Source organism: Bacteroides sp. LFL-34 (assembly GCF_027257075.1).
Lineage (GTDB): Bacteria > Bacteroidota > Bacteroidia > Bacteroidales > Bacteroidaceae > Bacteroides > Bacteroides ovatus.
On the sequence record NZ_JAPQKZ010000003.1, the window covers coordinates 194,261 to 215,674 of the forward strand.

Consider the following 21,414-nt stretch of genomic DNA (forward strand, 5'->3'; position numbering starts at 1 on the left):
ATGACAACTATTAAAAATAAAGTACGGATATGTCCGTTCATATATATTGTTTGTCTTTTATTATTTGCCGCATGCAGCAACGAAGACAATGCCGGGAAAGATATTCCTTCCGCAACTTTCTCAATCGCTCCCGAAAGAGGGCAAATAGAAGGTGAAATACAATTCACTAACGCATCTTATGGAGGTAGTGGCAACTTTACTTATGTATGGGATTTCGGGGACGGAACGACTTCTACCGAAGAAAACCCGAAGCACGTGTACAATGAGAAAGGTATATTTGTTGTTAGTTTGACCATAACCGACAGCAGTGGAAGATCGAACCTCTACCGGAAAACAATTGAAATTACCGATAAAGTAGTAGAAAAAGGAGACCTTACATTACTATGGACCTCCTCCACTCATTTAGCCAAGTTAGTTTCCAATTCCGCCGCTCTTTCTCCTGATGAAAAAACGGTTTACATCAATAGTAATGACCACATATTACATAGTTATGATGTAACTTCAGGTATTGAAAAATGGTCATTCGACATGACTGATCCATCTTGGGGAGCGCAGGCAACAGGAGGCTCAAACATGACACCGTCTGTAGATACGGATGGTACAATCTACATTGGCACAGGTGACGGAAGCAATGGTAAACTATTTGCTATCAATCCTGATGGAAATAAGAAATGGATTACTTTCAATGATCCGACTACCGGTTTCTGGAATAAAGGTAACGCCGCCAATGCCAAAATGCGTAGTGTGTCACCAGCATTTGATGATAAATATGTATACTGTGGTAATGGGGGAAGCACCGGTTCAATGATTGCGGTAGACAAAACAACAGGAAACCGTGTTAGCTATTTAACTAACGCAGATGGTACCAGCGGTCCTGCCGGAGGTGTTTATGCAGGTCCTGTTATCTCCAAACAAGGAATGATGTATATCATGTGTACCAACTACGGAATGTTTGGTGTAGCAAAAGCTACTATGGCTAAAGATGACAATACTTTCAGCCCATGGGCATGGAGAGCATTTGACAGTGGTTTGAACAGCGGCTGTCATGCATCAATGGCCATAGACAATGAAGGAAATGTATATGGCATGATTTATACATCTGATCTGACTACTACCATCTATTCCGTTGCCAGTGACGGTAGTGTACGTTGGACTACCCCTATTGAGAATACCGGCAAACAAGATCAGGGAGGAGTCGTTATCGGCACAGATGGCACTGTATATGCCTCATTGAAAAGTCAGGGAGATATGCCTGGCGGAATTGTTGCATTGTCAGCAGGTGGAACTATCAAATGGCAATATGAGATATCAGAAAGTGTCAGCAGTACTCCTGTTATTGATAAGGATGGACATATCTTGTTCGGTACGGAACGTGGTAATTTCTATATCCTTGACGCAAATGGTACTGACGCTATTGCCGTACTTGATGTGGCCGGAGCAATTGCTAACAGCGAAAGTGCTTATGCATCCGAATGGGCTGCAACACAAGGCAAATTCTGGAGTTCACCGGTAGTGGATGCAGACGGGACTATCTATGTGGCCATTACTAACACTCAAGATGAATCGAAAAGTTTATTAGTGGCCCTGTCATCCAAATATGTGAAAGGATTACCAACAACAGGCTGGCCGATGCGTGCAAAAGACGCTCAACACACTGCTACAGTAAAATAATTCAAATCAAACAGGATAGGTTATTTCGATAACCTATCCTACATTATCTAATAAATAAAATAAAAAGACTATGAAGAAAGTATTTTTTCTTTTGGCAATCATCTTACTTGTATCCGGGCAAGTGATGTGTACCAGTTGCGGCTCTTCCAATGATGAATATGAAAACAAAAATCAGCCGACTCCTCCGGATGATAATGAAGACCCGGAGGACCCAGGTGAAGAACCTGACACTAAAAGTTTAACAACCGACTTAAAGAATCTTTCCGGCAACACAAGTCTGAAAATGTGGACTTGCGCTCATCGTAGCAACACCTATAAGGGAATACGTGACGGAATTCCTGAAAATTCTATTCCCGCTATCCAATATGCAATAGAAGTCGGTGCCGATATGATTGAAATAGACCCTAGAGCTACTTCTGACGGAGTAATCGTAAATATGCACAATACAACCATTAATGCTACAACAAACGGAACTGGTGCTGTAGCCAATATGACTTATCAAACTCTTTATCAATATTTTTTAAAAGGTTCTAAAGGTATCACTGAATACAAAGTGCCTACACTTGAGGAAGTATTGGATGCTGCGAAAGGCAAAATCTATGTTTGTGTCGATGTAAAAGAGAAGGGGCTTTTAGGTAAAATCATTAAAACGGTTGCAGAAAAAGGGATGATCGACCAGGTTTGCTATTATACTGGTTCCAGTACATCATATATTGAAGAAATGAATACTATTAACCCTGGAGCCATTCCTTTTCCATGGGTATCCACTGCGGCAGAAGTAAAAGTCCTCGCCAAATATTACAGTAAAGTACAAATGGTACAATTCGGAATAGACAATGCATCTCTCACTGAACTAATGGGAGCTATTAAAGATGCCAAGTTAGTAGGTTATGCCAATCATTTAGATTGGGATAGCGATCTACTGAATAGTAAATATTCGCACCTTCAAACTTTTATAGATAACAAAATAGAAGTTGTGCAAACTGATTACTCTGATCTTGTCAACTCTTATTTAAAAGAAAAAGGATTAAGATAACTTTATAGGATAGTTTTTCATAGGTACCCAATATAGATCAAAACATTTTATTTAAGAAAAGCACGTATGACAAGGAAAATTATATTTCTATTATCAGTTCTTCTGGTTTCATTATCTGCTGAAGCAGAATCCAGAATTGATAAACTATTGAGGAATCTTCACGACAAGAATTCTCAATATGTATTTGTTATAGCTCACCGTGGCGACTGGAGGAATGCTCCGGAGAACTCCATACAATGTATAGAGAATGCCATCGCTATGGGAGCAGACATGGTTGAACTTGACATTCAGCAAACCAAAGACAACAACTTTATTTGTATGCATGACGCAACGCTAGACCGCACTTCAACAGGAAAAGGCGCCATTAAAAACTATACGACAACAGAACTAAAACAATTTGTGCTGAAAAGTGGAAACGGTATAAAGACCCGCCGATCCATACCCACTTTAGAAGAAGCGTTAATGACATGTAAAGACCGTATTCTGGTCAATATAGATAAAGGCGGAACATATATAAAGGAGATTCTTCCCATCATTCGAAAATGTGGAATGGAAAAACAAGTGATTATAAAAGGAAGGTATCCTGTCGAGAAAGTTCAAGAGGAATATGGAACCAATACCAGTATGCTCTATATGCCTATCATTCATTTATGGAAAGAAGAAGATATAAAAGCGACCGAAAGTTTTATTAAAGACTTTACGCCAATAGCCTATGAACTCTGCTTCAAAGACGAACAGACTTCAAATTTAAAGGTTATTGATAAAATTGTACAATCTGGTAGTCGGGTATGGATGAATACTCTATGGGATAGTCTATGCGGTGGACATGATGACGAAAACGCCCTATTAGAAGGTAAAGATAAGCATTGGGGATGGATACTGGAACATAAGGCAACTATGATACAAACTGATCGTCCCCAAGAATTAATCAAATACTTAGAAGATAAAGGTTTAAGGAAACTATAAAATACCAACAGCAACTTAACACATTTGCAAAAGAAAAAGGCCAATTCACCCCCATGAATTGACCTTTATTTTTTTCTATCTGTCTCTGTTATAATCTTTCATTCCTGTTATTCAGCCTTGAATTTGATCTTCAGAATCTTACTGATAGCCAGTTTATATTTCTTCAACATTCGGTCGAATCCCAAGTCATTCGGATGGGTCCCATCTACAGTCCCCTCATGGTCTGTTCCCAAGAATTGATCTTCTTTTATGAAATACAGGTTTTTGACATTTTTCTTTCGCAATACTTCTACCTGTTCAGCGATGGCCTCGTTCTGCCGTTTTACATTCTCACGAGCTTTCTGGTTGAAATTACCTGTTTCACGTATCAATGTCTGTATCACAATAATAGGCGTATCCGGATGCTTCTGGCGCAACGTCATTACAAAATCAACAGTCCGGTCGGTTATCTCTTTGGGAGAAGGATTAGGAATACAATCGAGAATGAAAGCATCCGCATCAATATCCGCCAACATCTCGGCAACTTCTTTCTCCATCTTGCCGTTTCCGCTCAATCCTAAATTGATAAAATTATATCCGCTGCTACGGGACAAACGAGCCGGATAAGCCATCCCGGGACGACTGGCAGATGCTCCCTGCAAAATACTGGACCCGTATACCACTATCTTTTCTTTGAACGGATTTTCTCCTTTACGTATGTGTGCATCAGAAGAAACACCTATTTCCAGACTTTTCAGTTCATCATATAAAGGCAGATATAACAAACATTCTTTCTCTTCCGTACCCATATTATCAACAAGCACTTTTTCCGTAGTCACACCACCCGGTATCCCTACTCCGGCAAATTGCCATTTTCCATCCCGTTTGATATATAAATCCAGACCTTTCTGAGCAACTCTGGTCAGATTGGGTAACTGGTAATTATCAGGAACCATCCATTTGGCTTTTATGACGGGGCTATTCGTTGTAAAAGAGATAGCCAGACCGGCAGAGTTTGTGAATAGTTTCTTCACTGTGGGAGGCATTGTACAATACTTGGCTGTATCTACCCGATGGAAGTATTCGCCTTCGGTAGTTGCTTTGCCTACCAGTAAAAGCTCTTGAGCCGGTACATAGGTAATGTTATCCTTTTGTTGTCCGGAGGCTGTGAAGGGAAGCACCATCAGCCCCAAGCAAACCCAGACATTTCGTATTAAGTTTTTCATAATCAATTTTATATTAAATTTCTTTCGCTACCATCCAGCGCTCTACATTTCGTTTCTCTGCGCTAAACTCTACACCAACTTTTATCACTTGTTGATCCTCTGCCGTATAAGGAAAAGCATAACCTTTTTCTTCAATCTGCTCCATGGCCTGCTCAACAGTCCCATTCAGCTTGAATTCGAAAATATAGATGAACTTCGGGGTTCGTACAACCGCATCTGCACGTCCCCGTGAGCTATGTACTTCTGCCTGCGTGAATTGTCCCATCAGTTTGAATATTAAATATATGATGACTTGATAATGACGTTCAGTCTGGTCATTCAACTCGTAAGGAAAATCTGCAAAGAAAGCTTCAAAGCGGTGCATGAAAGCGTCAACATTGCCTGTACGTAGTTCTTGAACAAACTTACCTATATAAAAGCTTCGTTCTTCATCCGTGACTGCCGTATAAAATGGGAGTAAAAAGTTAAGAAAGCCATAACGTACTTCGTCGTTAGGAAAGCCTAAACGATAAAGTCTAAACTCTCTGTCATAATCTTTAATAGTCAGATAACCACTCTGATAAATCAATGGAATAGGATTTTTCCTATCAGCACGATATTCAGTGAAAGCGGAAGCAGCTGTCTCTATACCATCCATCAGCAAGCGAAGATCATAATCGCTCTCTTTCAATAACTCCACAAGGAAAGTAGGAGTTCCGGTCTGAAACCAGTAATTACCGAACTCTTTACTGAAAAATGCATTCAGAACACTGAATGGATTGAACACTCCTTCTCCATTAGGATGAAAATGATAACCGTCATACTGCCGGGTCATTGTTTCCACAACTTCTTTCGTATTGATGTCATTTGCTTGCGATAAAGCTGCAATCTCCGGTTCAAAATTAGCAAGAAGTTCTTCGCGGGTGATTCCACAAAGAGTAGAGAAGTCATAATTCAGACTGATGTCATTCAATTGGTTCAGATCACTAAACACACTTACTTGCGAGAATTTGGTGACACCTGTCAGAAAAGCAAAACGAAGATAGCGGTCTGCACTCTTCAACACACCGTAGAAAGCTTTCAAAGTAGAACGGTAAGAATTGAGAAGCGGTTCATTCTGAATAGCCTGTAGTAAGGGCTTATCATACTCATCCACCAGGACTACAACACCCCTGCCTGCTTGTTCGGAGGCACGACGAATGACACCCAAGAAGCGGGAAGACAAAGTGGTTTCATCTTCTCCCCTGCCATATATAGCTTCCCATTGAGTTAACTGGTTACTTAAAATAGCATCCAATCTGTCCGGTGAATCATATTTCTCGGCATTCAAATCCAGATGCAGTACGGGATATTCTTCCCACTTCTTTTCTAATTGTTCCACGGCAAGTCCCGTGAAAAGGTCACGCCGTCCCTTGAAATAGGCTTCAAACGTAGAAATTAACAAACTCTTTCCGAATCGGCGCGGACGGCTTAAAAAAAAAGGTTTACCGATGTTTGCCATAGTCCACATCAATGCGGTCTTATCTACATACAAGTATCCGTCATTGCGGATATCTTCGAAAGTCTGAATCCCGATAGGGAGTTTTCTGCCCGTCACCAACATACAATTTCTACTATTAGATTGTTATCACATACGTATCTGCTACAAAAATACGAATTCTGGCAATGAAAGCAAATCTGTCAATCAATTATTTGTAAATCAACGTAGATAAGTATTCCTCTGCAAACATCTCATTGGCAACTTCCAACAACATCTCTGCTGTTAGCTCTTCTATACGCTTAAAAACAAGCTCGGATGATTCATACTTATGATAATGAAGGAATGTTTTCGCCATCCCTAACGCATTATTCTCAAAGTTATCGGACGCTACTCCGATTTGCCCGATCAACTGCTTTTTCGCTGCCGCCAACTGGGAAGAAGTCATCTTTGTATCGCGCATCCGCTTCAATTCCTTATAGGTCAATTTCAGGCAAGTATCCATGTCATCCACATCCGTCCCGAAATAAATACAGAAAGCTCCCGTATCCGTATAGGAAGTCAGATTGGATTCGACATTATAGACCAGTCCTCTGCGTTCGCGAAGGGACACATTCAGTTTACTATTCATTCCGGGACCTCCAAGGACATTATTCAGCAGATAGAGTGCAGTACGCTTGTCATCATACGCATTATAGCCACGGCTACCGATCATAACATGTGCCTGGTGCGTATCTCTAGCCACCGTCAAATGTTCCGGCACATACAGAGGCGGAGGTGTACGCCGATTCTCTACCTTCACATCAGGAATATCCAACAGGTATTTTTCTACCAGGCGGATGATTCTCTTGAACTCGTACTGCCCCTGAACAAAAAACACCATATTTCCCGGTTGGTAAAAACGGCGGGTAAACGATAGAACATCTTCCGTGCGAAAACTTCGCAGAAGTTCCGGCTTACCAAGAATGTTTCTTCCCAATGGATGATTGCGGAAGATCATGTCTTCAAAATCGTCAAATATCAGTTCCGACGGAGTATCTTCATACGACTGGATTTCATCGATAATGACCTCTGTTTCTTTTTCTATCTCATGCTGCGGAAAGGTTGAATGAAATACAATATCCCCCAACAACTCAAGCGCACGTTCCAGATGTTCTTTCAGGAAAGCGGCATAGACGACAGTTTCTTCCTTATTTGTGTAGGCATTCAGGTCACCACCTACATTCTCCATCCGGTTGAGGATATGCCAGGCTTTCCGCTTCTCCGTTCCCTTAAAAATCAGATGTTCTACAAAATGGGCCATTCCCTGCTCATTCTCCGCTTCATCACGAGTTCCGGCATCAATCGCAAAACCACAATAAGCTACTTTTGAGAGGGTTGGTTCATGGATAATACGCAGGCCATTTGGCAATGTATATTCGTTACCTTGCATCGTTTTATACTTCCTTATTGAATTAATGCCACAAAAATACAATAAAACTTATTGCTGTTTATAGAAAATTGCAGATATTTGTGGACTATAACAGCAACAACGTATATGGAAAAGATAGGAATATTCTGTTCCGCCTCCGATAACATTGACAAAATGTACTTCGAAAGCGCCAGCCAAATAGGCAAATGGATGGGGCAGACAGGCAAAACCTTGATATATGGAGGAGCCAGCCTCGGATTAATGGAATGCATAGCTCGTGCCGTGAAAGAAAATGGTGGTAAGGTTATTGGAGTAGTTCCTGCCAAACTGGAAGAGAATGGCAAGGTAAGCACTCTGTTAGATGAAGAAATTCATACCCGTAACTTGAGTGACCGCAAAGATATCATAACGGAGAAGTCGGAGGTATTGGTTGCACTCCCCGGAGGCGTCGGTACTCTTGATGAGATTTTCCACGTAATAGCCGCTGCCTCTATCGGATATCATCGGAAGAAGGTCATTTTCTACAATGAATATGGTTTTTACGATGAGCTATTAAAAGCACTCCACACCCTGGAGGACAAAGGTTTTGCACGACAGCCTTTCTCAACCTATTACGAAGTAGCAAACACATTAAATGAATTAAAAGAAAAAATAAACTAATCCTATATGATAGACTCCATCAAACAACTTTTGCAACAGGAAGCACAAGCTGTGCTCAACATCCCCGTAACAGACGCTTATGAAAAAGCGGTGAAACTGATTGTAGAACAAATACACCAGAAAAAGGGAAAACTGGTAACTTCCGGTATGGGAAAAGCCGGGCAGATTGCTATGAACATTGCTACGACTTTCTGTTCCACCGGTATTCCATCCGTCTTTCTGCATCCTAGCGAGGCGCAACACGGGGATTTGGGTATCTTACAAAAAAACGATCTACTCCTGCTGATCTCTAACTCTGGCAAGACACGTGAGATTGTGGAATTAACCCGCCTGGCCCATAATCTGGACCCGGATCTGAAGTTTATCGTTATCACCGGAAATCCGGATAGTCCGCTGGCAAAAGAATCGGATGTCTGTCTAAGTACCGGCAAGCCTGCAGAAGTCTGTGTGTTAGGGATGACTCCTACTACATCCACTACTGCCATGACAGTGATCGGAGATATATTGGTAGTACAAACCATGAAGGAAACAGGATTTACTATCGCTGAATATTCAAAACGTCACCACGGCGGTTATCTGGGAGAAAAATCAAGATCACTATGCGAAAAGTAATCGGTATCGGAGAGACCATCCTCGATATCATCTTTCGAGGTGACCAGCCTTCTGCCGCCGTACCGGGAGGTTCTGTATTCAACGGTATTGTCTCATTGGGACGAATGGGAATAAACGTCGGCTTCATCAGTGAAACCGGGAATGACCGTGTAGGCAATATTATCCTGCAGTTTATGCGTGAGAATCATATCCCAACCGATCATGTAAATGTATTCCCGGATGGAAAATCGCCCGTATCCTTAGCTTTCCTGAACGAGCAGAGTGATGCTGAATATATCTTCTACAAAGACTACCCGAAGCAACGTCTGGATGTTCTGTTTCCGAAACTAGAGGAAGACGACATTGTCATGGTGGGTTCTTATTACGCACTGAATCCGGTTCTGAGGGAGAAGATTCTCGAATTACTAGATCAGGCACGTGAAAAGAAAGCCATCATCTATTATGACCCGAATTTCCGTTCTTCACACAAGAATGAAGCCATGAAACTGGCTCCGACCATTATTGAAAATCTGGAATATGCGGATATTGTACGCGGTTCTTTAGAGGATTTTCTATATATGTATAACATGCAGGATATAGACAAGATTTACAAGGATAAAATCAAATTCTACTGTCCCCGGTTCATCTGTACTGCAGGTGCGGAAAAGGTAGCGTTACGCACTAATCTGGTCAATAAAGATTATCCGATAGAACCATTACAAGCAGTCAGTACTATTGGAGCTGGTGATAACTTCAATGCAGGGCTGATCTACGGATTACTCAAATACGATGTCCGATACCGCGATCTAAATAACTTGAATGAAGAGATCTGGGATAAAATAATCCAATGCGGGAAAGACTTCGCAGCTGAAGTTTGCCGAAGTTTCAGCAATTCGGTTTCGGTGGAGTTTGCACAAAAATACAAGTGATATTACAAATAAGGATTTGGATATAAGTAATTCATCCAGCGAAATCCCTATTTTCATAAAATCCATATTAAGTTAATCTGTCAACCTTAACTTAATATGGATTTCCTTATCTTTGCAAACAACCATATTCAATAAGCAATCTTACTTAATATATGAAAAGATTTATTTTACCTCTATTGATAATCTTTATCTTCATCAGTTTACCAGCAAAAGCAAACGATGAAGTAAAAACATTGTTAAAAGTATTAGATAAATCTCTACAAAACAAAGCTAGTTATACCCAACAAAAGCAAAGACAGATAGACAGCCTGAAAATAATATTAAGACAATCCAGGGATATTCGAAAGAAAGTTGGGACAGCACAGTCTCTTTGTTTTGAGTATTCATCTTTCCAAAAAGATTCCGCTTTAGCCTATGCCATCCACATGAACAGGTTCGCTCAAGAAAGTAATGACAAAGAACTTTTAATTGAAGCTAAACTGGATTATTCAAGAATATTATCTTCGATGGGCTTTTTCAAAGAAGCTTTGGCAATTACCAATTCGATGCAACAAAAGCAACTATCTCCTAAACTCAAAGCTGAATATTTTCTCGGACAAGTCACGATCTATAATCACCAGAAAGCTTTTGCTTCCAACGAGGACGATTCACAAGAAAATGATCTGATAGCACAAATATATCGCGATTCGCTGCTCCAATGCAAAGAAGTCCCATCAAACGTACGAGCTTTTATAACTGCACCGACTCTTCTTTTCCATAAAAAGTATGATGATGCTATTCATATACTGGACAGCACTTATCAAAGTTATACACCCTATTCAAGAAATGCCGGAATCATAGCATATTCTCTGGCATCTGCCTATCAAGGTAAAAATGACCGTGAAAATACGATTAAATATTTCGCAATATCCGCCATTTCTGATGTATTAAATGGAGCTAGAGAAAATCTCTCTTTAAAAATATTAGCCAAGCTGATCTTTGAGAGTGGGGATATAGACCGGGCATCTAAATATATGAAAAATGCAATGGAGGACGCTATCCTATGCAATGCGAGAATTAACACCATCGAAGCCTCAGATATGTATCTTTTCATAGATAAGGCATTTCAAGAAAAGGAGAAACATAAATTTATCATCATAACGGCATTGCTCATTGCATTATGCATTGTCTGCATTCTGCTATTCATCCTGTCCGTACAACTGAAAAAACAAAAAGGTAAAGTGGAACAAGCTAATGAGAGTTTGTCTTATCATCTTTACGAAATACAACAAATGAACTCAATATTGGCAGATAACAATAAAATCAAAGAAGAATATGTAGGGCTGTATATGGAACAATATACCAGTTATATCAGTAAAATTGCCAATTTTAAGAAAAGAGCACTCAAAATAGCCAAAAGTGAAGATATAAAGAAAGTAACCTCTTTCCTCCACTCCTCTCTCAATACAGAAGAAGATCTGGCTGAATTTTATAATAACTTCGACAAAGCAATCCTGAATCTCTTTCCGAATTTCGTCGAAGATTTTAACGCATTGCTTTTACCGGAAAATGCAATCATTCCAGGACCCGGCAAACTCTTAACACCCGAGTTACGGATCTTCGCACTTATCCGACTTGGAATTACAGACAGTGTGAAAATAGCTCATTTCTTACAGTATTCATTATCGACCATCTATAATTACCGCTCAAAAATGCGGATCAAAGCAAATGGAGACCGGAATGAATTTGAAGAAAAAGTAGCTCGAATCGGACAACAAATCCGGGAATAACAGTGTATTAATCATACAGCATCATTTACATTTATCAGAGACTCTCCGATCAAAGACTCTCTGATTATCAACAACATACCCCAAACAATCATTTACAATCTGCTCACTCCCCATTTAAAAAGTAACCGAAATAAGGTATTTTTGTAGAGTCACAATAAAACCTGCGAACTCATTCAAATTACTATTTATATAAACACCACTTAAATAAAAAATTATGAACGGCCTATTACTTAATGTTATTTGTGCTTTCACCATTGCAAACGCAAATCCTAACATAGAAAAAGCACAGCAAACTTTGGATGCTCTTTACCAAAACTATGCAGCAACCAACACTTGTCTGTTACGTGAGAATTATCCTTTTGACCAGGACAATAAGGCAACTTATCTGGCATCAGAAGAACAAGCAAAAAGACGCAATGAATATTCCTACCTTTGGCCGTATTCGGGTACATTCTCTGCAGTAAATGCACTACTGGAGAGCACTGAAAATAAAAAGTATAAAAAACTTTTGGAAAATAAAGTACTACCCGGATTAGAAGAGTATTTCGACACACGAAGGAAACCATTCGCTTACTCATCTTATATCAGCAGTCAACCTCTCTCCGATCGTTTTTATGATGACAACGTCTGGTTAGGTATCGATTTTACCGATTCTTATCGTATGACAGGAAAACAAGCTTATCTGGAGAAAGCTAAACTAATATGGAAGTTTATCCTTAGTGGTAAAGATGACGTACTCGGCGGAGGAATCTACTGGTGCGAACAAAAGAAGGAATCTAAAAATACTTGTTCTAATGCACCGGGAGCCGTATTCGCTCTCAAACTATTTCAAGCTACTCAAGATGATGCCTATTTAAAAGAAGGAAAAGAGTTATACGAATGGACTAAAAAGAACCTGGAAGACTCAAAAGATCATCTATACTTTGACAACATCTCACTCAACAAGAAAATCGGTCGTGCCAAATTTGCCTATAACAGTGGACAAATGATGCAGGCAGCTGCCCTACTCTATCAAATTACCAAACAGAAAAGTTATCTGGAAGATGCACAAAATATAGCAGAAGCGTGTCACAAGCACTTCTTCACTCAGTTCACCTCTCCAGACGGACAAACATTCCAATTACTGAAAAAAGGAAATATTTGGTTCACAGCCGTTATGCTTAGAGGCTTTATTGAACTTTATCAGATAGACCATAACAAGACTTATCTAACCGATTTCCAGAAAAGTCTTGATTACGCATGGCATCATGCCAGAGATGAACGGGGCTTGTTCCAGACAGATTGGAGCGGCACAGATAAAAACGAGAAAAAATGGCTCTTGACACAAGCTGCTTTCATAGAAATGTATGGAAGACTAGGCGGAATCGATTTGCAATAATCACTTTTAATAACCCTCTTAAAAACAATAGAGATATGAAGAAAAGAAATATCGGAATATGTATCATCACGACCACCCTATTAATGGGAGGTCCTGCCAAAGCTACAGAACTTATCCTGGCTAAGGATCATACCAATGTGGTCAATCAAGCAGCTGAAATTGCCGCTTATAAAAGTAATCGTCCACCCGTAAACAAGCGGCTTTTTAAATCAAAAGCCGTGGAAGCAGAAATCATCAGGGTGAAAAAGCTACTTACTAATCAAAAATTGGCATGGATGTTCGAGAATTGTTTTCCAAATACCCTTGAGACAACAGTTCATTACCGTACAACAGACGGTAAGCCTGATACTTTCGTCTACACAGGAGATATCCATGCCATGTGGTTACGTGACTCAGGAGCACAGGTTTGGCCTTATATACAATTAGCGAATAAAGACCCGGAATTGAAGAAAATGCTCGAAGGAGTGATACGCAGACAATTTAAATGTATAAATATCGATCCATACGCCAATGCTTTCAATGATGGGGCTGTGGGAGGAGATTGGATGTCCGACCTGACCGATATGAAACCGGAACTGCACGAACGTAAATGGGAAATAGATTCTTTATGTTATCCATTACGTCTGGCCTATCAATATTGGAAAGAAACCGGTGATGCAAGCATCTTTGATAATGAATGGATACAGGCTATCGCCAACATACTGACAACTTTCAAGGAACAACAGCGCAAAGAGGGAGTGGGTCCCTATAAATTCCAGCGTAAGACAGAACGCGCACTCGACACATTAAACAATAACGGTCTAGGTGCTCCTGTAAATCCTGTCGGACTCATTGTTTCAGCTTTCCGTCCGTCTGACGATGCAACCACTTTACAGTTCCTCGTACCGTCTAATTTCTTCGCTGTTTCTTCTCTAAAGAAAGCTGCGGAAATTCTGAATGTTGTAAACAAAAACACCAGTCTGGCGAAACAATGCACAGATTTGGCACAAGAAGTAGAAACCGCATTAAAAGAATATGCAACTTACAATCATCCTAAATATGGTACAATCTATGCTTTTGAAGTAGACGGATTCGGAAATCATCTCTTAATGGACGACGCCAACGTACCAAGCCTGCTGGCAATGCCTTATCTGGGAGATGTAGACATCAACGATCCTATTTATCAAAACACACGTCGTTTTGTATGGAGCAAAGACAACCCCTACTTCTTCAAAGGAAAGGCAGGAGAAGGTATTGGAGGACCTCACATCGGTTATGATATGATATGGCCTATGAGTATCATGATGAAGGCATTCACCAGTCAGGACGACCAGGAAATTAAGTCTTGCATAAAAATGCTGATGGATACAGATGCAGGAACAGGATTCATGCACGAATCTTTCCATAAGGATGACCCTAAAAACTTCACACGCGCCTGGTTTGCATGGCAAAACACCTTATTTGGTGAGCTCATTTTAAAGTTGGTCAACGAAGGAAAAATAGATCTATTGAACAATATTCAATAAAGCAAACTTAGGTTACTTCTCATTCAGGGCGCTCTTCTATAACGAAGAAGCGCCCTTTTTTAACACGTAAATTACTATTAACTTTGGCTAATTATAGCAAAGGAATTACCACATCTTCGGGTAATTCTTATCTTTGCAGTATACGATTCAAGACAAAGAAACTATGTATAGAAACCTGTTAAGCTGGCTTACTGTTTTATTAGTGCTCCCATCATGTTCTGGCACATCACCTGCTATATCTGTGGTATGTGAAGAAAATAACGTAGGAAACTGTATTATCAAATGGGAAACAGCACCGGTATTAAAAGGACAGGTAAAAGTATACACCTCTACTTCTCCTGAAGCTATTCCGGAAGATTCTCCCATTGCAATGGCAAACATTTCCAGTGGTAAAATGACAATCGTAACCAACGATCCGTCTCAACGTTATTACTACTTGATGGTATTTAATAACAAATACCGGGTTAAAGTGGCCACCCGCAACATTAACATCCCCGGCATACAGAATTTCCGCGATTTAGGAGGATACGAATCTGCTGGTACCGGAAAATCTCTTCGCTGGGGAATGATATACCGTTCCGCACAAATAGACAGTATTCCTCCCTGCTCACGCCGGGAACTCAAGAATATGGGCGTACGGACGATTATAGACTTACGTTCTGAAAATGAACGCCACAACTACCCGCAATTGCATGATGATGAATTTAATATCATACATATCCCTATTCTCACAGGGAACATGGAAGAAATTCTGCAAGGAATTCAGGAAGAGAAGATAAAAAGTGACACTATTTATCGTTTGGTAGAACAAATGAATCGGGAATTAGTTATAAACTACCAAAAGGAATTCAAAAAGCTGTTCACCGTCCTTCTCGACCGTACTCATTATCCGGTTGTGATTCATTGTACATCCGGGAAAGGGCGTACAGGGGTCGTTTCCGCCTTATTGCTTGCCGCTCTTGGAGTCAACGAAGACGTCATTATGGAAGACTATCGTTTGAGTAATGACTATTTTAATATTCCCAAAGCTTCTCAATATGCATATAAGTTATCGGTCAATTCGCAAGAAGCCATTACAACCATCTACTCTGCAAAAGAAGATTTCCTGAACGCTGCCAAAGAACAGATTGAGGCTGAATACGGGAGCGTACAGACCTATCTGAAAAAGGGAATCGGACTTTCTGCAGAAGAAATTGAACAGTTACGCAGCATCTTACTAACTGATAATTAATAGTTGATAAGTGATAAAATAGGGTGGCGTCTATAATAATTATCTACTATCAATCATTCATTATCAACTAAATTAACTATCTTTGCAGCCGAAATAAAAGATATACAGAGATTTAATGAAGACATTTGAAGAGCTTGGCGTTTCTCCGGAGATACGTAGAGCAATTGAAGAAATGGGATACGAGAATCCCATGCCGGTACAAGAAGAAGTGATTCCGTACCTTTTAGGAGAAAATAATGATGTAGTAGCTCTTGCACAGACAGGAACAGGTAAAACAGCCGCATTCGGTTTGCCCTTGCTCCAACAAGTTGACGTAAAAAACAGAATTCCACAATCGCTTATCCTCTGCCCTACCCGCGAGCTCTGTCTCCAGATAGCAGGAGATTTGAACGACTATTCCAAATACATTGATGGACTAAAAGTATTACCTGTATATGGTGGTTCTTCTATTGACAGCCAGATACGCAGCCTCAAACGAGGAGTACACATCATTGTAGCTACACCCGGACGCCTGTTGGACCTGATGGAACGCAAAACCGTTTCCTTGTCTACCATCCACAATGTAGTAATGGATGAAGCGGACGAAATGCTTAATATGGGGTTCACAGAAAGCATCAACGCCATTCTGGCTGATGTACCGCAGGAACGCAACACTCTATTGTTTTCCGCAACAATGAGTCCGGAAATCGCACGCATTTCCAAAAATTACCTGCGCAATGCGAAAGAAATCACTATTGGCCGTAAGAATGAAAGTACCAACAACGTTAAACACGTTGTTTATACCGTACAGGCTAAAGACAAATACGAAGCTTTAAAGCGTATCGTCGATTACTACCCACAAATATACGGTATCATTTTCTGCCGTACCCGTAAAGAGACTCAGGAAATTGCAGACAAATTAATGCAAGAAGGCTACAATGCCGATTCTTTGCATGGTGAGCTTTCTCAAGCACAACGGGATGCTGTTATGCAGAAATTCCGCATCCGCAACTTGCAACTGCTCGTGGCAACTGACGTGGCTGCCCGCGGACTTGATGTAGACGATCTGACGCATGTTATCAATTACGGATTACCAGACGATACAGAGAGTTATACACATCGCAGCGGACGTACAGGACGTGCCGGAAAAACAGGAACTTCCATTGCCATCATCAACCTCCGTGAAAAAGGAAAGATGAGAGAAATTGAACGGATTATCAGCAAAAAATTCATTGTCGGAAAAATGCCAACAGCAGCAGGAATCTGTCAGAAGCAGCTGATTAAGGTTATTGATGATCTCGAAAAAGTAAAAGTAAACGAGGAAGAGATTGCTGACTTTATGCCGGAAATCTATCGTAAACTGGAATGGTTGAGCAAAGAGGACCTGATTAAACGAATGGTTTCTCACGAATTCAACCGTTTCGCCGAGTATTATCGCAACCGTGCAGAAATAGAAGTACCGACTGACATCAGAGGAGAACGTACCGGACGGGGTGACCGCAAAGAAGGTGGTTTCGAAAAAAGAAGCCGCCAAGCTGCACCGGGCTTTAACCGCCTGTTTATCAATTTGGGTAAAACAGACAGTTTCTTCCCTAGCGATCTTATCGGACTACTAAATAGTAACACAAGAGGACGTATCGAGTTGGGACGTATTGACCTAATGCAGAACTATTCTTTCTTTGAAGTGCCGGAAAAGGAAGCGACAAATGTAATCAAGGCGCTGAATAGGGCTAAATGGAACGGACGCAAGGTAGTTGTTGAGATTGCCGGTGCCGGTGAAGAAAACGGAAAAGGACGTGAAAACGGTTCAAATGAGCGCAAGGGAGGTAAACGATTCGGCGGCAAAAGCGACGAACGTGCACCGCGCTATGAAAATAAGGATAGAAAACCGAAAGATGCTTCTGCAAAAGACTCAAAGTCAACAAAAAAAGATAAGCCTAGTCGTGCTGAGCGAGGATACTCTGATGCTCGCGGTCCGAAAAAGAAAGATGACTGGCAAGAGTTTTTTAAAGATAAAGAACCTGACTTCAGCGAAGAAGGATGGGCACGTAGAAAACCTAAGAAGAAATAAATATGAAGCAAGCATAATCCGTAGATTTGTACATTATTAGTCAGAGGTCTTTATGTTACAACTAATTACCATCTTGACATTCTAATGAGAAGGAACAACATTATCCCTATTCTATCTTATTGAAAAAAGACAACTGTTCATACAGAATCTACTTTTGTGTTTCTAATAAACTTTCTTATCGTTTTTAATAAACGGTATTCCTATTTATTAAAAACGATAAGAAGTATATCTACTGCAAACAATTCAATTTTATACAACAAAAAAGGTTGCAAACTCATCAAAAGTCTGCAACCTTTAGTATATAATAAATTTCCTCTTCTTCTAAAGAGAGGTAAATCGTCGGCAACTCTGTTCTAATATTATACTATTCATACACATAATTTCCAATCAATAAGTTTCTTTTCTGATCACAAAGATACAAAATAAAAAGTCGTTTGTCAAGTTCTTATTTCAAAACACTCCATCTATTAGTTATAAAGCAGCTATACAAAAGCACGAAATTGGGACAAACCTCTCTATTGTAACGTGATCTATCCATTCTGCGATTATAGCAAAGGAGTGCAGTGGCCCAATGTCATCCAGCCTCGTCCGGCAGATTATACTTTCGCTTCCATGCCCAATCCGGTAGGTAGCTATCGGAAGGATTTCACTCTGCCCGATTCATGGAAGGGGAGAGATATATTCATCCGTTTCAATGGTGTAGAAGCAGTTTTTTACATCTGGGTAAACAGCAACCAGGATTACCAATCGAAAGACATTCAATAAACAGCTCTCTTTATAGGTAATTCCAAGATATGTTTTCCTGCTTCCAAATTTACTGCACGCTCTCCTTTCACATTGTCGGGTGCATAAAAGGTAGCAGTGCTATTTGCCGGAACAGTTACATGATAGACAATACGGTTCTTTTTACGTTCCCATTTAGAGCAGATTTCCCCATAAGGTGATTGATATCTGGCTTCGAACTCATTTAATCCACTGGGGAAATTAGGCCGAAGAAGAATATGTTTGAATCCGGGATTTTCGGGGTCAGGGAAGATCCCACCTAATCCTTTATAGAACCATCCGCCAATTTCACCGAACATCATGTGATTGTCCGATATGTCACGTGTGGCATTCAAATCCCAGTTCTCCAGTAATGTGGTAGCACCATTGGCAATCCAGCAGCCCCATGATGGATAAGTGTCTTGTGCAGCTAATTTATAAGCCGTTTCAGCTTCACCGTTCTCACTTAACGCATTCAATATAGCTTTTGCCCCCAACACACCTACATCCAAATGAAAGCCGGCTGCTTCCACCTGTTTTGCCAGATTCCGGGCTACTTTTCTCTTCAACTCTTCGGGAACAATGCCCCATTGCAAAGGAACGCTTTGTTCCGTCTGAACGCCGCTACCATAAATGCCCGTTTCTCTATTCAGAAACTTGTCATTAATCGCGTTCTTTATCTTATTGGCAAGAGCAGAATAATATTTATAGTCTTCCGTTTTATTAAACATCTTTGCGGCATTGGCAAGTATTTTGGTGTCCACATAGAAATAGACAGAAGAGGTCAGTTCCTTGGAAGAATGTGATTTAACAGGCACCCAGTCTCCTCTTCCCCATGAGGTCAATCCGGTCGGACTGGTGCGATCCACATAGTCTACATACCGCCTTATATTTTCATAACAGTCTGCCAACAGTTTATGATCGCCATAAAACATATAAATGTTCCATGGAATAATAGCGATAGTGCTTGTCCAATCCAGTCCATTATCCGTGCCATATCCCCAGCCTCCTGTAGGAATTATATCGGGAAGTACACCATTGGGCTGTTGCTCGTCTCTATGGTCGGCAAGCCATTTCTCATAAACAGTGATACCGTCATAATTGTATAATGCCGTTTCAATAGCAAAATGACCGTCGCCTGTCCATCCGTTCTTTTCACGCTGGGGGCAGTCGGTAGGATACCCCATCAAGTTGGACAAATAGGCATTATTTGTTGCCCACCAAAGACGGTTGATAAGTGCGTTCGAAGTATGAATCGTCCCTTTCTGCGGAACATCACTATGCACAAAGTAGGCAGTCAGACTATTCTCATTCAATACAAGGGGGTTAGTGCTTGTTACTTCCACGTATCTGAAACCTTTATAATTGAATCGTGCCATAAATTCATCCTCTCCCTTTCCACTCAAAACGAGGATGTCCGTTTGAAAAGGATCGGAGTTGTCTACCGGGCGGTGATACACATCAATATTTGACGTATTCACTCGTCCGTTGTCATACAACCGCTCACCATGTTTCAGTCTCACTACAGTTCCCTCTTCCCCGGACACTTTAATGCGGGTGATTCCTGCCATATTGCGGGCAAAATCGAATACATACGTTGTGTCATTAAGTTTCTTCCAGGTTTTTACGGGGATCGTTTCTACTGCACGAATCGGCTGCACTTGTTGTGACACCACATTCTGTGAAGGAACAGCCCTATATCCTACTCCATTCCATTTAGAATCGTCAAAGTTCACGGTATTCCAGCCTTTCTGTTCCAAACGGGCGTCGTAATGCTCGGCTGTATAAATGCTATTAAAGATCAATGCGCCGGATGAAGTTTTCCAGTCCCGCTCCGTAGAAACGACTTCAACGGAACCATCCTCATAAGTAATCCGCACATCCATACAGAAAGCAGGACGGTTACGCCAAGGTGCACAATGAAAGTCCCACACGGCCATTGACTGATGATTATACCATCCATTGCCCAGCAACACACCAATCGCATTTTTCCCTTTCTGTATTTGGGAAGTAATATCATAAGTAACGTAGAAATTACGCCTGTCAAACCGGGTATATAGCGGGTCCAGCCGGTGGTTTCCAATCTTCTCACCATTGATATACAGTTCATACAAACCTGCTACGGCAATATATGCCCTTGCCGACCGTATCTTCTTTCGTGCATCAAACACTTTCCGGAAATAGGGAGCAGGACGGTAATTAATATCTTTGTTATCGCTAATCCAAGCCCCTTGCCAGTGTTCCATCCCCATCATGCCCGTTTCGAAACTATTAATATCCGAAGAAGATTTCACTCCATCCTTATCCCATACATTCACTCTCCAATAATACTTGGTAAAAGGACGAAGTTCCTGTCCGGAATAGGTAATCAGAATCTGTTCGGAGTCCTTTTTGCCCGAATCCCAGATAGTTCCTTTCCCTGCAATCAATTCAAGAGAGTCTTTGTCTACGATGACTTGACAGGCTGTTTGCCGTGCTCCTTTTCGAGCATCATTCAGCATCCATGATAACCGGGGAGCAGGATTATCTATTCCCAAGGGATTCACCAAATAATCACAAACCAGATTCACTGGTTTACAGCTGCCCGACTCTTGTGAAAATGCTGCTTGCAGCATTAAAAATAGTAATCCCGGTAATAGTGTCAATCGTTTCATTTTATCCAAAAATTAGTTTGTATTTTCTTTCAATCGGATGCCATATTTACATCGCGTGCTAATTTACGAAAAATATTGTATGGACGCTTTATCTACTTGCCTCAAAAAAGCTATATCTTTGCGGCCCGAATATATACTTG

Annotated in this window: 16 protein-coding genes; 12 read left to right on the forward strand and 4 right to left on the reverse strand. The window is 40.8% G+C overall.

The features are described from left to right. The 3 genes from N5O98_RS02875 (at position 1) to N5O98_RS02885 (ending at position 3,673) form a co-directional block, all read left to right on the forward strand. Positions 1–1,671 (forward strand): PKD domain-containing protein, encoded by a 1,671-nt coding sequence (locus N5O98_RS02875; protein ID WP_224262811.1) that lies wholly within the window; start codon positions 1–3, stop codon positions 1,669–1,671. Between the two features lie 70 nt (positions 1,672–1,741). Further along, positions 1,742–2,707, forward strand: a complete 966-nt coding sequence (locus N5O98_RS02880; protein WP_004311901.1) for a glycerophosphodiester phosphodiesterase family protein — start codon at positions 1,742–1,744, stop codon at positions 2,705–2,707. A gap of 66 nt (positions 2,708–2,773) precedes the next feature. Beyond that, positions 2,774–3,673 carry a glycerophosphodiester phosphodiesterase family protein gene (locus tag N5O98_RS02885; RefSeq protein ID WP_004298066.1) on the forward strand — a complete coding sequence of 300 codons (900 nt, stop codon included), beginning with the start codon at positions 2,774–2,776 and terminating at the stop codon, positions 3,671–3,673. Between the two features lie 107 nt (positions 3,674–3,780). Here N5O98_RS02885 and N5O98_RS02890 read toward each other — a convergent pair whose 3' ends face one another. The 3 genes from N5O98_RS02890 to N5O98_RS02900 all read right to left on the reverse strand — a co-directional run bounded on the left by N5O98_RS02890 (position 3,781) and on the right by N5O98_RS02900 (position 7,766). After that, a complete protein-coding gene (locus N5O98_RS02890) occupies positions 3,781–4,878 on the reverse strand; it encodes an SGNH/GDSL hydrolase family protein (RefSeq protein WP_022199967.1) in 1,098 nt (365 codons plus the stop codon). Positions 4,879–4,891: 13 nt separating this feature from the next. Continuing rightward, entirely contained in the window at positions 4,892–6,460 is a 1,569-nt protein-coding gene (locus N5O98_RS02895) for an ATP-binding protein (protein WP_008776135.1), read from the reverse strand. An 85-nt stretch (positions 6,461–6,545) separates the two neighbouring features. After that, entirely contained in the window at positions 6,546–7,766 is a 1,221-nt protein-coding gene (locus N5O98_RS02900) for a M16 family metallopeptidase (RefSeq protein WP_004298062.1), read from the reverse strand. Between the two features lie 105 nt (positions 7,767–7,871). On the opposite strand from N5O98_RS02900, the gene N5O98_RS02905 reads away from it, so the two are divergent. The 9 genes from N5O98_RS02905 (at position 7,872) to N5O98_RS02945 (ending at position 18,623) form a co-directional block, all read left to right on the forward strand. Beyond that, on the forward strand, positions 7,872–8,405 hold the full coding sequence (locus N5O98_RS02905; RefSeq protein WP_004311906.1) for a TIGR00730 family Rossman fold protein: 534 nt from the start codon (positions 7,872–7,874) through the stop codon (positions 8,403–8,405). 6 nt (positions 8,406–8,411) lie between these two features. After that, on the forward strand, positions 8,412–9,017 hold the full coding sequence (locus N5O98_RS02910) for an SIS domain-containing protein (protein WP_004298060.1): 606 nt from the start codon (positions 8,412–8,414) through the stop codon (positions 9,015–9,017). Next, positions 9,005–9,925: a carbohydrate kinase family protein gene (locus tag N5O98_RS02915; protein ID WP_004302990.1), complete on the forward strand. Its 921-nt coding sequence runs from the start codon at positions 9,005–9,007 to the stop codon at positions 9,923–9,925. Before N5O98_RS02910 ends, N5O98_RS02915 begins: the two co-directional genes overlap by 13 nt. Before the next feature lie 152 nt (positions 9,926–10,077). Next, on the forward strand, positions 10,078–11,694 hold the full coding sequence (locus N5O98_RS02920; protein WP_061447504.1) for a DUF6377 domain-containing protein: 1,617 nt from the start codon (positions 10,078–10,080) through the stop codon (positions 11,692–11,694). A 214-nt stretch (positions 11,695–11,908) separates the two neighbouring features. Then, positions 11,909–13,072 (forward strand): glycoside hydrolase family 76 protein, encoded by a 1,164-nt coding sequence (locus N5O98_RS02925; RefSeq protein ID WP_008776137.1) that lies wholly within the window; start codon positions 11,909–11,911, stop codon positions 13,070–13,072. A 35-nt stretch (positions 13,073–13,107) separates the two neighbouring features. Further along, positions 13,108–14,577 carry a glycoside hydrolase family 125 protein gene (locus tag N5O98_RS02930; protein ID WP_008776138.1) on the forward strand — a complete coding sequence of 490 codons (1,470 nt, stop codon included), beginning with the start codon at positions 13,108–13,110 and terminating at the stop codon, positions 14,575–14,577. Between the two features lie 163 nt (positions 14,578–14,740). Then, positions 14,741–15,808, forward strand: a complete 1,068-nt coding sequence (locus N5O98_RS02935) for a tyrosine-protein phosphatase (protein WP_004311910.1) — start codon at positions 14,741–14,743, stop codon at positions 15,806–15,808. Between the two features lie 115 nt (positions 15,809–15,923). After that, a complete protein-coding gene (locus N5O98_RS02940) occupies positions 15,924–17,858 on the forward strand; it encodes a DEAD/DEAH box helicase (RefSeq protein ID WP_004311911.1) in 1,935 nt (644 codons plus the stop codon). Positions 17,859–18,416: 558 nt separating this feature from the next. Further along, positions 18,417–18,623 (forward strand): sugar-binding domain-containing protein, encoded by a 207-nt coding sequence (locus tag N5O98_RS02945; protein ID WP_008776139.1) that lies wholly within the window; start codon positions 18,417–18,419, stop codon positions 18,621–18,623. Here the strand turns inward: N5O98_RS02945 and N5O98_RS02950 are convergent. Continuing rightward, positions 18,617–21,274 carry a glycoside hydrolase family 78 protein gene (locus N5O98_RS02950; protein WP_022199970.1) on the reverse strand — a complete coding sequence of 886 codons (2,658 nt, stop codon included), beginning with the start codon at positions 21,272–21,274 and terminating at the stop codon, positions 18,617–18,619. The genes N5O98_RS02945 and N5O98_RS02950 overlap by 7 nt on opposite strands. Between the last annotated feature and the right edge of the window lie 140 nt (positions 21,275–21,414).